This window comes from Sulfurimonas sp. (assembly GCF_028694895.1).
Lineage (GTDB): Bacteria > Campylobacterota > Campylobacteria > Campylobacterales > Sulfurimonadaceae > Sulfurimonas.
The window spans coordinates 1-14,396 of the sequence record NZ_JAQVKA010000040.1; the positions used below are offsets into that span (position 1 = coordinate 1).

The window sequence follows — 14,396 nt, forward strand, 5'->3', positions numbered from 1 at the left end:
TCTCTTGAGATAGAGTCAAAGTTTGGACAAGGCTCAACGTTTAGTTTTAGTATTGAGCCAATGTTAAAGAGTTAGATTTTAGACTGGATTGTTATCTTTTTGGCTTCAAAGAGATCTATGGCTTTTTGAACCATAGGCTCATCTTTTATATCTGCACCATCTATCTCACGTGAAGAATCAGAACTTTGACAATTCGTTACACAACTAGCACTTCCGCCAAACTCTGCCTCTTCAATCATAGAAGAGGGTTCATCTATCATAGGCTCTTGGATTGTCTGTTTTGGCTCTTGTGTATATGGAGTATCTTCTTCTTTTGTACAAGCTTCATGTTTGATTTTAGTTGCAAAACCAAATATTTCACGCACGAGTTGTTTTACGACCCCATAACCATGCGTCAATACTTTTTTACACTCTTCATCCGCACAACTCTCCCATGTAAGCGTTACGCCATCATAAGAGATAAATGAGATACTTCTTGCAAAACACTCTCCAAGCTCATAGTTTCTATCTCTGATTTTTAAAATCAACTCATCAAATTCTGCATTTTGATTTTTTGACTGAGTTTGGATAGTTTCTGGCGCATTAGGCATATTTTGTGGTATGTTTTGAGCACTCATATTTTGAGGTAAATCTACACTTGGAGCGCATGAGATGGTTGGTCTATAAACCTCTTTTTGAAGTGACTCTATCATCTGGTCAACCTCTTTTATGCGAAGAGCCTCAACCATTTTAAAAAATATCAAAGATAGCACAAAAGAGCCATCAGCGTTTATACTAAAGAGATATTTTGCATCGCTTAGTACTCTAAAGAATCTATCAAGTACAAGTGTTGAGTAAAGTGCGTCTGAGGCGTACATACGCTCTTTTAAAAAGGCTATTAGCTCATCAACAACCATCTGAGCTTCATAATCTTCAAGACTCTTTACAAACTCTACAATTTTTGCATAATCTTTTGCAAAAACAGCACTAAATAATTCTTCTATAAACTTTGGATCAACGAGCCCTAGCATATCTGTAACTGTGCGAACATCCACATAGTTTTTAGAGTAGATAATGGCTTGATCAAGAAGTGTTAAAGTGTCTCTAAGACTTCCACTACCACTTCTTGCGATGATATCAAGAGCCTCTGGCTCATATTTTATCCCCTCTAAGTTTAGTATATGAGCGAGGTGGTCTGCTATCTTATTTGTCGCGATAGATTTAAACCTAAAGTGTTGAGTACGGCTAAGGATGGTAGCTGGAAGTTTAAGTGGATCGGTAGTAGCTAGTATAAACTTTACATAAGAAGGTGGCTCTTCAAGGGTTTTTAGTAGAGCATTAAACGCCTCTTTTGTTAACATGTGAACTTCATCTATAATAAAGATTTTAAACCTTGCAGTTGTTGGTTTGTACTTTGTCTGCTCTATCAAATCTCTGATATCATCAATCTTTCTTGAAGATGCGCCGTCCATCTCTACAATGTCGATATGGCGATTCTCAAGCGCTAATATACAATTTTCACAAACTCCGCAAGGCTTATGCGAGATACCTTTTTCACAGATAAGAGCTTTTGCAAAGATACGTGCAGTAGAGGTTTTTCCGCTTCCGCGAAGTCCTGAGAAGAGATAGGCGTGAGAGAGTCTATTTGCATCAAGAGCTAGTGAGAGAGTTTGAGAGATGCTCTCCTGACCGATAAGTTCATCAAAATTTATCGGTCTATATTTTCTAGCTAATACTTCTGAACTCTCTCTCATATAAACGCTCCACTTTAGATAGAGGATTTTAGCATTTTGTGGGTTAAATTTTGATTTTAAGCGAAAATATACAAAGAGTTCCCATATCCGCTCCATCACTCTCAAGAGTAATATCGCCTCCTAATATATTTGCCATTTTTTTGCTTAATGAAAGTCCTAATCCTGTGCCTTTATGACTCTTTTGCATAACATTTTGTAGTTGCGTAAAGTCATTAAATAGATGCTTCATATCATCTTTAGATATCCCAATACCACTGTCTTTCACGCCTACATAAATATTTTTATTATCATTATATAGCTCTAGTCTTATTGTGCCTTCTTGTGTAAACTTGATAGCATTGGAGATAAGATTTACTATGATTTGTTTAAACATTTTAGGATCTGTTTTATACTCTTTATTTTCAAAATTATCATAGATAAAGTCAAACTTTAATTTTTTCTCTTTTGCTAGGGGAGAGAGCATGTTATAACTGCTCTGTACGATGCTTAAAATGTTCGCACTCTCAAGATGTGCTTCCATTTTACCAGCTTCTATTTTAGCAATGTCCAAAATCTCATTTATCATGCCAAGAAGATATTGTGCTGAGGATTCAATGTTTGCCATTGTCTCTTTTTGGTCTTCATTTAGCTCTTCATACTCTATCATGTACTGCGCAAAACCTATAATGGCATTTAGAGGAGTTCTGAGCTCATGTGACATATTTGAGATAAATGCAGATTTTGCTTTTGAAGCCGAAGTTGTTCTTTGTATAAGTCTAATCTTGTCAAGCTGAAGAGTAATCATTGAAGCTATTGAGTTGTAAAAATCTTGTTCATTTTTATCTTCAAATTTATTTACGCCTAGTTCAATAGAACCAAAGTAGATTTTTTTATTATTTTCAAAATCGCTAACATAAATATTTGTGTACTCTTTATCAGTGAGTATAGTTTGATTTTTTTGAAAATACAACTCATCTTTATTTGTTAGTTTTTTTATCTCCTCAATGGAAACTTCTATACAATCATCTTCACTTTTTGTTTGAATAATAGTATTGAAAACATTGATTAATTGTGTAAATCTTTTGAGTCTTAATTTGTTCTCATCCTCGAGCTTTTTAAGTGCAGAAGATGTAGTTTGGAGCATATCATTAAAAGAGTGTGTGAGCGTGGCTATCTCATCTTGTGAAGTGATTTCTAATCTTGATGAGTAGTTATGACTTTTTGTAATATTGTTTACTACTCTTGTGAGCTCTTCGATAGGTTTTACTATCTCTTTTGCTTGTTTTATAGAGAGATATAAAATAAATATGAAAATTACAAACGATATGTAGAGCATGAATTTAACAAAATCATATAAAAATTCGAGTGCAACACTTTTATCAACCGCATAAACAATATGCCAATTATCTAAAAAAGAGGAGAGTCTCTCATAAACGACAACATAGTCGCTGTTTATTATGCTCTTTGTTTGATTATTAAAATCTATTTTTAAAGGTATATCTTCGCCTATAATAGTGTCATTTGCATGGTTTACAATATAAGAATACGTTGTTTTATGATGGGTTAGATATAAATCTAGATTTTGAAGATTGTATTTTAAAATCAAGTATCCAATTTTTTTCTCTTTTTCAAAAGAGGCATATATAGATGAAAATATATATAAATTTTTATCTTCTATGAAAGTTCCGTATTTATCACCATGTAATTTTTCAATATCCTGTTTTTTAAGAGTATTATTTTTATCTGAAGATGCGATGATTGTGGAGTCTAGTGATACCGCCATAAAAGAGATATCAAGATTTAAATCGTCTTCTTTTTGTGTTAAAAGTCTTGATACTCTTTTATCTATATCTTCTGCTAAGAGGTCATCCATCAAATCAAGAGAACTTAAAAATATGACCTCTTTACTCAGAGCGTTTAAATGATTATCTATTAGTTTTATAACAACTTTAGTTCTATCAAGCTGCTCTATAATTATTTTATTTACTATTTTGGATTCACTCAAAAAAAGTGTATATACCAAAAGTGTAAGAAATGGTAAAAATCCTATGATGATAAAAATAAAAAGAAGTTTATTTCGTAGTGACTTTCTAAATAAATCAAGCATCTTGGAGCTTTACTCTTATGCTTATAATCTCATCCAAACTACTCATAAAAAGCTCAACAACTTTTGGATGAAAATGAGAACCTGACTCACTTTGAATAATCTCAAGAGTTTTTTCTAAAGTAAAAGCTTTTTTATAAGGTCTCTCGCTAAGAAGAGCATCAAATACATCTACAACAGCAACAATTGCACCGCTAAGAGGGATGTCATCGCCGCCAATGGCATTTGGATATCCTTTTGCATTATATTTTTCATGATGAGTAAGTGCTATCTCTGCTGCTAGTTTTAAAAGTGGAGTCTCTTTTTGCGAAAGTATCGAATACCCTATAATAGAGTGCTGCTTCATTATCTCAAACTCTTCATCATCAAGTTTACCCGTTTTTAAAAGAATGTTATCTGAGATACCGACCTTTCCCATATCATGCATAGGTGCCGCTAGTCTTATAAGCTCTACATCTTCATCACTCCACCCAAACTTTTTGGCGATTAGTGCTGACATTTCCCCAACTCTTAGAGTATGCGCTGAGGTTTCATTATCTCTAAACTCAGCAGTTTTACCCAAGATTGAAATGATATCGCGTTCACTTTTTTGCACTTCTAGAAGTGCATCTTGTAACTCTTTTGTTTTTTTAGAAACTTCTATCTCTAAGATTTTTTTATGATCTTTGAGCATGTTTTGATATGCACCAAGTTTGATGGCATTTTTTACTCTAAGGATAAATTCAATAATGTCATAAGGCTTTGTTAAATACTCGTTTGCGCCAAGTTTTAAGCCCTTAGTAATAGCTTCTTTATCTGAGAGAGCAGAGACTATAATAAGAGGAATAGCTAAAAATCTATCATCGTTTTTTATTATGGAAGTTGCTTCATACCCATCCATAACAGGCATCATTAAATCCATTAAAATTAGATCTACTCTGCTATTATTTAAAATATCTATAGCCTCTTTGCCATTTTGTGCTTCTATGACGTTAAAGCCCTCTTTGATTAATATCTTGGAGGCAACTTTTCTGTTCATAAGTTCATCATCACATAACAATACAGTATTCATTATTCGCTCCATCTATATAAAACTTTTACATCACTGTCTACAATTTCTGCGTTAACGTAACCTACAGCGCCTTCAACATTTTTAACAAAAGCTTTAACGCTTTGGGCAGATTGCATGCTAAGAGGCGGTCTTTTGCCAAGATAGTGTTCTTTTGTCCAGTATGACTTTAATCTCTCAAAACTCATGTCAAGTATCTTATTTTCAAATTTTAATCTTAATGAGTCCATCGCTCCGAGATTTACAGGGACTACGCTTATGTCATTAACAACAGTTATTTTTTTCAAATATATGGCTTTTATTTGCGCCTCTGAGAGCTCTTTCATTTTTATGTTTGAGATTATTGCATACTCGCTCGCAAATGATAAAGAGTTGATAATAAGGAGCAATAATATAGTTCTTATAACTGTTTTCATCAAAAGAGTACCGAAAATGAAAATAAAAACTGATTTTGAGAACTTTTTGAGTGAAACTGATATTCAGATTTAATTGCAATTGGATAAAGTGGTCTATATGTATATCCAAAAATCAACATATCATCAGAGGTCGGATTTATGCTCTGCTCATAAGATTCAACTCTTATCACTCCTATATGCTGCTCTGTAAATCGGTATAAACCTTGAACATAGAGTGCATAATCTGTAGTGTATTGGCTTTTAGATTTTTGTGAACCAACTTCAGTTAAAAATTGATATTTTTCAGACTCATATTTTGCAGATAAAAGCATATAGTAAAGGTCTTCATTAACTCTATTATCAGTAAGATTGTTAAAATAACCACTGTTTAATTTAAAAGTATAATCATCTATTGAATAAGAGATACCAAAACCGTAATGTCTGTCTATCTTGTAGTTGTTATACTCAGCGTCGATGCCATCATTGTGTTGCAAGATAGCGTCTATTTTTAATTCGCCCTCTCCATAAGAGAGATATGAAGAGCCTAAACCAGTTGTAAATTTTGGAAAGATTATTGATGAAGTTATTGGATTTGATGTTGTTTCGCGTAGTACATTTATAGGAAGAAGGTTCCAAAAACCTATAGGAGAGTTATATTTACCAACTCTAAACATATAGTTCTCGTCTAAGTTATAATCTAAATACAGTCTCTCAGTATATAGCTTATTATCTTTTTCTGTTGTCTTTACGCCGTTTTCATATGTTTTTACATAATACTCTTTAAATTCAAACTCAGCCATATAAGAGAATTTTTCATAATTACCGTAACCTAAAATAGCTATATCATCAACTCTGTATCTATCTATGTCGTCTGTATGTTTATAATCAAGTGAAAAGTAGCCACCTACGTAAAATGGTAATGAACCTACTTGCGTACCTTTTCCCAATTGATACTCTTCATCTCCTTGGAGAGAAAGTATAAATATAAAAGCAAGAATAATATAACGCATGTAAGAGTTCCTTTTAGAATTTTATATGTTAAGCCACTCTTTTCCTATTGCTTTTAACGCTTCTGGGTTTTCTGATGCAAAAAATTCTAGCTTTGTACTACTAAATTTTTCTTTAAAATTAAAATCTTTTTCTAACTGCTGAACTATTGCATCTCCAGAGTGGATAAAGATAGTATCTTTGTTAAAATAACCCTCGAGAGCATCTGTAATAAGTGGAAAATGTGTACATCCTAAGATAACGGCATCAGGTTTTTTAAGAGAGTCAAAATAGTGTCTAAATGTAGCTTCTAATATATCGCCGCTATAAATACCTTCTTCAACAAGAGGCACAAAGAGCCCAGTTGCTTTAGCTTGTAAGTTTTTAAAACCCTCAGCATTTAAGCCGATTTCATAAGCTTTTGAGTTGATAGTTGCTTTTGTTCCAAGGATTAGTATATTTGAATTTTTATCGCTTAATGCATTTGAGGTTGCTAAGATGCCAGCCTCTACAACGCCTATAACAGGGCATGAAGATACTTCTCTCATCTCGCTAAGTGCATGCGCACTTACAGTGTTACATGCAACGATGATAAGGTCAAGGTTAAAGTCTTTAAAAAACTCAACTGCCTCTATAGCGTAACGGATGATAGTTGATTTATCTTTTATACCATAAGGCACACGAGCTGTATCGCCATAGTAGATAATCTCTTCAAAGAGTTTGTTCTCTAAGAGAGATTTTACGACTGTTAGTCCGCCGATTCCGCTATCAAATACACCTACACGCATGGGCTATTGATTTGTATTCATACTTTCTAAAAATTCTGCATTTGTAGGTTTTTTGCCCATTGTGCTATAGACAAATTTTAGTGCTTCTATCTCATTATCTTGTTTATGAATCATTTGACGTAAAATAAACACTTTTTGTAAAACTTCAGGACCGATTAGAAGTTCATCTTTTCTTGTTCCAGATTTTAGGATATCCATAGCTGGGAAGATTCTTCTATCTGCTATCTTTCTATCGAGGATTACCTCAGAGTTACCAGTACCTTTGAACTCTTCAAAGATAACTTCATCCATTCTACTTCCTGTATCTACAAGAGCAGTTGCTATGATAGTTAAACTTCCACCATTCTCAATATTACGAGCAGCTCCAAAGAATCTCTTTGGTTTATGAAGAGCGTTTGCATCAACTCCACCTGAGAGAACTTTTCCACTTGAAGGTGTAACGGTATTATAAGCACGTGCAAGGCGAGTAATAGAGTCAAGTAAAATCACAACATTTTTACCAAGCTCAACACGTCTTTTTGCTTTTTCTATTACCATCTCAGCAACTTTAACATGGTTTTTTGCAGGCATATCAAAAGTAGAGCTATAAACTTCACCCTTAACGCTTCTCTCCATGTCAGTTACCTCTTCAGGTCTCTCATCAACAAGTAAAACCATCAAATCTATCTCTGGATGATTGTGAGTGATACCATGAGCAATCTCTTTTAAAAGCTCAGTTTTACCGCTTCTTGGAGGGGCCACGATAAGTCCACGCTGTCCTTTACCAATAGGAGCAAAAAGGTCCATCATACGACCAGTTAACCCTTTTTCTCTATATTCTAATTTTATCTGTTCTGTTGCATAAAGTGGAGTGAGGTTTTCAAAGAGAGGTCTTTTTTTACTCTCTTCAGGAGGAAGACCGTTTACGGCTTCTATTTTGATTAGTGCGTAGTATCTCTCTTGCTCTTTTGGAGGTCTAACTTGTCCAGTTACCACGTCTCCATTACGAAGAGCAAAGCGTTTGATTTGAGTGTTAGAGACATAAGCATCATTTATACTTTCATCAAAACTTTTGTCAATTGAGCGGATGAAACCATAACCATCTTGCATAATCTCTAAGATGCCACTAAAGAGGATAAATCCGCCTTGTTCAGTCTGAGCTTTTAGTATCTCAAATATAAGGTCCTGACGTTTTAACTCATTTGGTTGCTCAATATTTAGCTCAACAGCCATAGCTGTCAAATCTTCAATACTCTTTATACGAAGATCTTCAACACTTACGCCTTTAACAGGTTTGTGTGTTCTTGTCTTTGTGTTGTTTTTGTTATTACTGTTGTTGCGAGGCTGTTGTGAATCGATTTCGCTCATAAAATAGCTACCTTAGTTTTTTAGATTTTGCACTGTGGGATATTTCTATAGTGCATTGGGAAAGTGTGTTTTAAACATTTTGATGGCGTGATTTTACACTAATAAAACTTCCATTGTCAAGTGGATAACAATTTAAAATTTTAAAGAGGAGAGTTTTTGTAGCTAATTTTGAGTTTATAAGTTATCTGTAGGTGAGTTGTCTGTTTTTATCTAGTGAGATTTCTCTTTTGCTATGTATCTGGGCTTGTTTTGGGCATTTAACAAGAGATTAAAGAGAGGAGAGTTTTTTTTATCATTGCATACAAAAGCAGCGAAAAAATCTCACTAGATATTTGAGGCGCAAACGTCTCAAAAGATAGCAATTTTTTTATTTTTGCTATCTTTTAAAGAGTTTTTAATATCTATTATACGCTATATCTTGATTGATATAACGTATAATAAACTAATAATTCTTAAAAGTTCTTGAATTTTAGTAAAACTCTAAGCGTATAGTTTTTTGTTGAAATCTTCAAACTCTCTAAGAGTTCTCTCTAGCAGTTTTTGCATCTCTAAAAATATATCATCAGTAGCTTTGATTTTTGTTATTGAGTTATCAAATAAATCTACTATGCTTGATTTTATTTGATTGCTTTGGTTTTCATCTCTTAGTTTACTTGGCTCAAATATAGAGGCTATATCTTTTGCCATTTTTGTAACAGGGGAGGTTGGAGCATCCTCGCTTAACTCTTTTAAAAAGTTGTCTATATAAGGTTGCGCTATCTTCATAAACTCTTCTATCTCTTTTTTATCTTGCTCATCTATACCGTTTGATTTTATAGAGTAGTTAAAAGATTGCATTGATGAGAAGCTAAACTCCTCTTGTGAACCTTGTGAGTTTTTTTGAGAGCTCATAGAAAGTGCGCTCTCATTTGCAAAATCCATCTTTATAACATCACCACTGGACGTTTTCATAGATATATTTAAATCATGAGATCTGTAAGCGTTAAGTAAGTATGAAGTGTCCATATAAACTCCTAAATTTACTTACAAATCGGCAAATGTTTAAATATTTTTAGCTACAAGAACCGAGCTTGCAGCCAATCATCTCTTGTTTAGCGCTACTCCAAGCTACAAATGCCCACATAGAAGGCTTTGGCGCACTACTATCTTTTATATGTAGCTTATAGTACTCTCTTGCCCTCTGTTGCTGAGTCTCATCCAAGGCACCAACACTCCAGATAAGTGATGTTACAAACTCATCGGCATTTGAGTAGCGAACACTTCCGTCTTTTGTAGGAATATAGTCTATATATGGAAAATAGCCATCTTTGTAAAGAAGCAGAGGGATATACCAAAAGTCTGGTTTAGTGATAATCTTTTTACCAATGAAGTCCAAAATCTCCATATCTACAAAACTTCCACCAGTTTTATATGTCAAGTAAGAAGCTTTTTTCGCTTGAGAAGTCATCTTTTTGAGTGCTTCTTCTATATCTTTTACTTCCATACTTCTTGAGGCAACGGCGATATCAACTTGTGGAAGATGACTCCAATCATCATCCCAACCTATATGGTAAGTTTTGATGTTTGTGATGCCTTCTCTTGCAGCATAAGCCTCAAGTTCTTCTAGCATCTGAGCAGAGAAGTCGATGGCAATAACCTCTTTTACCATTTTTGCAAGAGGAATAGCTAAAGTCCCAGGTCCACAACCAATATCTAAAACCGTATCATTTTTAGATATATCCATTCTTGAGATGAAATCCTCAACATAAGAGGAGTTCTGCATCCTTGGAGCCATCTCTTTTGATTTTTTATCCCAGTCGTTACTGTTTTTACCTTTAAAAACAGTAGCCTCTTTGTGCTCTTTGTACATTAACGCGAAATCAATTTCTTTTAAAAACATCCACTCTCCTAAAATTTATAATTCATAGTTGCAAAGTATTCACGCCCAGCTTCAGGGAACCCTACGTTGTATTGTATCAATTTATCAGTGAGGTTTTTTACACCTGCTTCAAATTGTAAGTTGTCCATGTATGCATAGATAAGTTTTGTATCAAATGTTGTAAATGAAGCCATCTCAACATAAGTACCGTTTGTAATTTGCTCATAAACTCCATCTCTAAACTTTGAATTTGCATATATTGAGAAGCCAGAGCCTAGTTTTTGCTCAACATAAGCAAAGATTTGATGTTTTGGCACACCCGTTCTTTTTATACTAGAGTCTTTTTTGTTTTTTACATCTACATAGGCATAGTTTCCGCCAACCTTTGTACTATCGTTTTTATAAGCTATATCAAACTCACCGCCTTTATGTTCAAAATCTCCGACATTTTGGTTTTGCTCTAAAGCTGGGTTTGGAGCAAAGATTACACTTTGAATAGCATCTTTGATTTTAGAGTAGTATATATTTGCATTTGTAGAGATATTGTTTGCTTGGTATATGTAACTTAGTTCATAATGGTTAGCTACCTCTTTATCAAGGTCTACGTTAGGAACTGATCTACCCATTTTACGAGAATATCTATCTTTCATAGATGGCATATAACTCTTTTGAGACACGCTCGCTCTTACTTTTGACTCATCGTTGAGAGTATAGATAAGTGCTGCTTGAGGATTTATAGATGATTGACTTGAGAGAGTTAACATATTTAAGTAAGCTGTGTTTGTATCAAATATCTCATCACCTTCAAGTCTATCATAGCTCACACCTGCAAGAAGTTCTAACTCTTTTGTAATCTTGTAGTTATCTTCAACACCCAAAGAGATAGTATGGTCTTCATAGCGTTCAGTCATAGTTTCTGAGTCGATTGTCTTTGAGATATCATATCCGCGATGCACATCTTTTTTATAGTTTGCTGCAAGTTTTAAAAAGTTCTCTCCCGCCTCTAGAGCATACTCAAGACGCGCTCCATAGCTATAATCATCATAACGACTCTTAAAAGTTGAACCAAAAGCGTTAAAAGTAGAGTAGGTATTGTCTGCATAAGAGTAGAGAGAATTTTTGCTCTTATCAAAGTACGCAAGCGCTTTTATATAGCTGTTATCAAAGTTCTTCTGAGCTGAAATAGAGATAGTCTCTTTATCCCAATAAGGCCAATCCCAATAACGCACCGATGCTAAAGTGCTATCAATACTTGGTGGCTGCTGTTTTTGCCCTTTTTGATTTGAGTAACTTATTGCTACTTCGCTTGCATCATCTGTTACATAACCGACCTTTAGACTTATTTTCTGATCTTGTGTCTCTGAGCGGAGTCTATCACCTTGCGGTTGCGCAGAACCTGCAACAGGAGAGTAATCATCACTTAAGCGAAAATGGTCTCTTTTACTATATGTTGCGCCAAGTTGCGCATAAAAACCATCTACTTTAGAGCCGACATTAACGCTCTGTAAATGTCTTGCCATTTGGCCATCACTATCTAAAACCATCTCTGCTCTAAGATTTCCCTCAAGCTCTTTTGTGGGCTTTTTAGAGATGATGTTTATAACACCTCCCATAGTATTTCCTCCATATACAACAGAAGAGTAACCTTTTGATATGTCGATTTGCGAGATATCATTTGTTAAAAATCTTGAGTAGTCAAAGTTGCCATCATAAGGAACATAAACAGGAATACCATCTATAAAAACTCCAATTCTTTTTGCATCAAATCCACGAATACTAACAGTCGTTTCATTTCTGGCACCCGTATTACTCATACTAAGACCACTTACATTATCAAGTGTCTCTGCAACTGTTCGCTCATTGTTTTGAGTAATTGTTTTTGCGGTTATAGTTTGCTCTATAGGATTTATGTCTTCCGCAGAGTTTTGCACACTCACAACCCCTAGTGTGTAACTTCCCTCAGCCATAGCAAAAGAAGCCGCTGCAGATAATAATATAATACTTTTTTTCATTTTTTCATTCCTTTAATTACGCCACTAAAATAACGCTAGAAGCTTTGAAGATTGCATATACATCATCGCCTTTTTTTATTTGAAGCTCTTCTACTGCGTCATTTGTAACGATTGCGCAAAGATGTTTATTGCCAACACTTAGTTTTACTTCACTGTTTACCGCACCTTTTATAACTTCTGATACTTTTGCTAAGATGTTATTTCTCGCAGTTGCTCTTAGTTTTTCTTTACTGAGAATCACTAAAGATGATTTGATGAGAGCATACACATCTGAGCCAACTTTAAGCTCTAAAGACTCTTTTGCATCATTTGTGATAGTTGCACAAATAGTTATAGTATCTGATATTTTTACTACCACTTCACTCATAACTCCACCGCTTTTTATCTCTGTAATTTTTCCGCTAAATTCATTTCTTGCACTTGTTTTCATTCTTTTTCCTTTTTAATTATTTTTAGCCAGATGTATCTCTAGCAACTTCTGTTTATAAGTACACTTTAGATTTATTTTAAAATCCTCCTGTCTTTGAAATAGTTACCTTTCTAAATTTTTGGTTTAATATCTCTGCTAAAAATACGTAGCATCTCTTTTGTTGTAGCGATTTCAGATGAAGCTACTTTTAGAACTAAGTGAAGATTTTTTATCCTCTTCTTAATCTCTTTTATTTGCTCTATACACTCATTGCTATCTCCAATGATTGCGGCCTTCATAAATGTTGTGGCATCAAAAAAAGACTCTCTTTGAGCTAATAGTTCATCGTAGTTTGCTTTGTTAAATTCTGGTTGAGCACCTTTTACTTTTATGGCTCGCATAGACTTTACAAAGTGGTCTGTTGCTGGGAGCACTATACTTGTCGCTTCAGCTTTTGTGTCTGCAACCCCAAAGACTCTCATAAGAACGCTTTGTGGATAAAATCCAGCAACGCTTTTATAACTCTCTTGCGCCACTTCACACTCTTCAAGCGTTGCACCTTGAGAAAACATAAGTCCATATCCATTTTTTGCCGCAAACTCGATTGTCTCTTTTGTTGCAAAAGTTGCTATATATGTAGGAATTTTTTCTTGAAGCGGTTTTGGTTGAAACTGCTCATCTTTGTAGAGTTTTTGCTCAATATCTCTCACATTTTCATAAAGCTCATCTCTTAGAGTGTCTGAGTTTTTTTTAAAATACTCCAAATCAAGCGCAAATCCACCTTTGGCAAACCCTGCGTTTATGCGCCCACTTGAGAGGTTGTCAAGTGTAGCTATCTCTTCTGCTAGTCTTGTAGTGTTATAAAACGGAGTTAAAAATGCAGCCGTTCCTATGCGGATACGAGAAGTCTTTGCGGCAACCGCAGCCATCATCAAAGATGGATTTGGCATAACGCTAAAAGCATTAAAATGGTGCTCTGCAAACCACACTTCATCAAAGCCTAACTCTTCAGCTAAAACACCTAGCTCGACATCATTTAAAATAGTTTCATGCGCATCTGCATAAAAATTCTCACTCAATAAAAAAATACCTAATTTCAATTTTCTTCCTATTTTGTTATAAAAACCCACCAGCCACTCTCATCATCTATGATTGTGTGCTTTGTTGGGCTTAATGTGTTTAATATTTGTGGTAGTGCTTCACGCTCTGTTTTTACTCTCTCTTTAAAAGAGTCTCTCCAGTCTGGTTTCTCTTTGCTCATTTGAGCTGTTATCTGCTCTCTTAGCTCTTTTGTTCCAAATCCACCGCCTATGTAAGCGTGTCCGCCAACTTTTAAAACTCTTAGTATCTCACCATAAGCCTTACTCCAATCATCCCAAAATGGTGAAGAACCACGGCTGATGACGATGTCAAGAGAGTCATTATCAAGCTCAATGTTATGGATATCGCCCAACATAAAGCTACTTCTATGAGTTATTTCTTCTTCCTCTGCGTAATCTTTTGCAAGAGAGAGCATCTCATCTGATTGATCAAAAAAAGTTACATGTAACTCTGTAATCTGCGCCATTGCACGCCCAAGTGCACCAGTTCCACATCCAACATCAAGGCATTTTCCACTTGAGAGGGCAGCCTTTTGCTTTATCTGCTGTGCTATTACAGGGTAAATTGGTGCAAATACTTCTCGTACTATGCGGTCAAATACACTTGGATTGGTTCCGCCTTTATGCTCTTTTTTT

The 14,396-nt window shown here is 34.8% G+C and carries 13 protein-coding genes; all 13 read right to left on the reverse strand.

Going from position 1 to position 14,396, the window contains the following annotated elements; genetic code table 11:
* Nucleotides 1–71: 71 nt before the first annotated feature.
* The gene (locus tag PHI38_RS06180) at nt 72–1,733 is read right to left on the reverse strand and encodes a DNA polymerase III subunit gamma/tau (RefSeq protein WP_299853916.1); all 1,662 of its coding nucleotides are present in this window, start codon (nt 1,731–1,733) and stop codon (nt 72–74) included.
* A gap of 43 nt (nt 1,734–1,776) precedes the next feature.
* Complete coding sequence (locus tag PHI38_RS06185; protein WP_299853918.1) at nt 1,777–3,819, reverse strand: ATP-binding protein; 2,043 nt, start codon at nt 3,817–3,819, stop codon at nt 1,777–1,779.
* Complete coding sequence (locus PHI38_RS06190; RefSeq protein ID WP_299853920.1) at nt 3,812–4,867, reverse strand: HD domain-containing phosphohydrolase; 1,056 nt, start codon at nt 4,865–4,867, stop codon at nt 3,812–3,814. Before PHI38_RS06190 ends, PHI38_RS06185 begins: the two co-directional genes overlap by 8 nt.
* Complete coding sequence (locus PHI38_RS06195; RefSeq protein WP_299853922.1) at nt 4,867–5,280, reverse strand: hypothetical protein; 414 nt, start codon at nt 5,278–5,280, stop codon at nt 4,867–4,869. Before PHI38_RS06195 ends, PHI38_RS06190 begins: the two co-directional genes overlap by 1 nt.
* Entirely contained in the window at nt 5,280–6,269 is a 990-nt protein-coding gene (locus PHI38_RS06200; RefSeq protein ID WP_299853924.1) for a hypothetical protein, read from the reverse strand. Before PHI38_RS06200 ends, PHI38_RS06195 begins: the two co-directional genes overlap by 1 nt.
* 21 nt (nt 6,270–6,290) lie before the next feature.
* Nucleotides 6,291–7,034 carry a glutamate racemase gene (gene murI / locus PHI38_RS06205; protein ID WP_299853926.1) on the reverse strand — a complete coding sequence of 248 codons (744 nt, stop codon included), beginning with the start codon at nt 7,032–7,034 and terminating at the stop codon, nt 6,291–6,293.
* A 3-nt stretch (nt 7,035–7,037) separates the two neighbouring features.
* On the reverse strand, nt 7,038–8,381 hold the full coding sequence (rho, locus tag PHI38_RS06210) for a transcription termination factor Rho (RefSeq protein WP_299853928.1): 1,344 nt from the start codon (nt 8,379–8,381) through the stop codon (nt 7,038–7,040).
* A 480-nt stretch (nt 8,382–8,861) separates the two neighbouring features.
* Nucleotides 8,862–9,386, reverse strand: a complete 525-nt coding sequence (locus PHI38_RS06215; RefSeq protein WP_299853931.1) for a hypothetical protein — start codon at nt 9,384–9,386, stop codon at nt 8,862–8,864.
* A 46-nt stretch (nt 9,387–9,432) separates the two neighbouring features.
* Nucleotides 9,433–10,260: a class I SAM-dependent methyltransferase gene (locus tag PHI38_RS06220; protein ID WP_299853934.1), complete on the reverse strand. Its 828-nt coding sequence runs from the start codon at nt 10,258–10,260 to the stop codon at nt 9,433–9,435.
* A gap of 8 nt (nt 10,261–10,268) precedes the next feature.
* The gene (locus PHI38_RS06225) at nt 10,269–12,251 is read right to left on the reverse strand and encodes a TonB-dependent receptor (RefSeq protein ID WP_299853937.1); all 1,983 of its coding nucleotides are present in this window, start codon (nt 12,249–12,251) and stop codon (nt 10,269–10,271) included.
* Nucleotides 12,252–12,267: 16 nt separating this feature from the next.
* On the reverse strand, nt 12,268–12,681 hold the full coding sequence (locus tag PHI38_RS06230) for a TOBE domain-containing protein (protein WP_299853939.1): 414 nt from the start codon (nt 12,679–12,681) through the stop codon (nt 12,268–12,270).
* A gap of 110 nt (nt 12,682–12,791) precedes the next feature.
* The gene (locus tag PHI38_RS06235; RefSeq protein ID WP_299853941.1) at nt 12,792–13,760 is read right to left on the reverse strand and encodes an LLM class flavin-dependent oxidoreductase; all 969 of its coding nucleotides are present in this window, start codon (nt 13,758–13,760) and stop codon (nt 12,792–12,794) included.
* A gap of 8 nt (nt 13,761–13,768) precedes the next feature.
* Nucleotides 13,769–14,396 (reverse strand): class I SAM-dependent methyltransferase (locus PHI38_RS06240; RefSeq protein ID WP_299853944.1); only part of this gene is annotated, 628 nt, incomplete at its 5' end.

Excerpts from the sequence above, each read along its gene's own strand:
- PHI38_RS06180 (WP_299853916.1), bottom strand. The coding sequence starts at position 1,733 with ATGAGAGAGAGTTCAGAAGTATTAGCTAGAAAATATAGACCGATAAAT.
- PHI38_RS06185 (WP_299853918.1), bottom strand. The coding sequence starts at position 3,819 with ATGCTTGATTTATTTAGAAAGTCACTACGAAATAAACTTCTTTTTATT.
- PHI38_RS06190 (WP_299853920.1), bottom strand. The coding sequence starts at position 4,867 with ATGAATACTGTATTGTTATGTGATGATGAACTTATGAACAGAAAAGTT.
- PHI38_RS06195 (WP_299853922.1), bottom strand. The coding sequence starts at position 5,280 with ATGAAAACAGTTATAAGAACTATATTATTGCTCCTTATTATCAACTCT.
- PHI38_RS06200 (WP_299853924.1), bottom strand. The coding sequence starts at position 6,269 with ATGCGTTATATTATTCTTGCTTTTATATTTATACTTTCTCTCCAAGGA.
- murI (WP_299853926.1), bottom strand. The coding sequence starts at position 7,034 with ATGCGTGTAGGTGTATTTGATAGCGGAATCGGCGGACTAACAGTCGTA.
- rho (WP_299853928.1), bottom strand. The coding sequence starts at position 8,381 with ATGAGCGAAATCGATTCACAACAGCCTCGCAACAACAGTAATAACAAA.
- PHI38_RS06215 (WP_299853931.1), bottom strand. The coding sequence starts at position 9,386 with ATGGACACTTCATACTTACTTAACGCTTACAGATCTCATGATTTAAAT.
- PHI38_RS06220 (WP_299853934.1), bottom strand. The coding sequence starts at position 10,260 with ATGTTTTTAAAAGAAATTGATTTCGCGTTAATGTACAAAGAGCACAAA.
- PHI38_RS06225 (WP_299853937.1), bottom strand. The coding sequence starts at position 12,251 with ATGAAAAAAAGTATTATATTATTATCTGCAGCGGCTTCTTTTGCTATG.
- PHI38_RS06230 (WP_299853939.1), bottom strand. The coding sequence starts at position 12,681 with ATGAAAACAAGTGCAAGAAATGAATTTAGCGGAAAAATTACAGAGATA.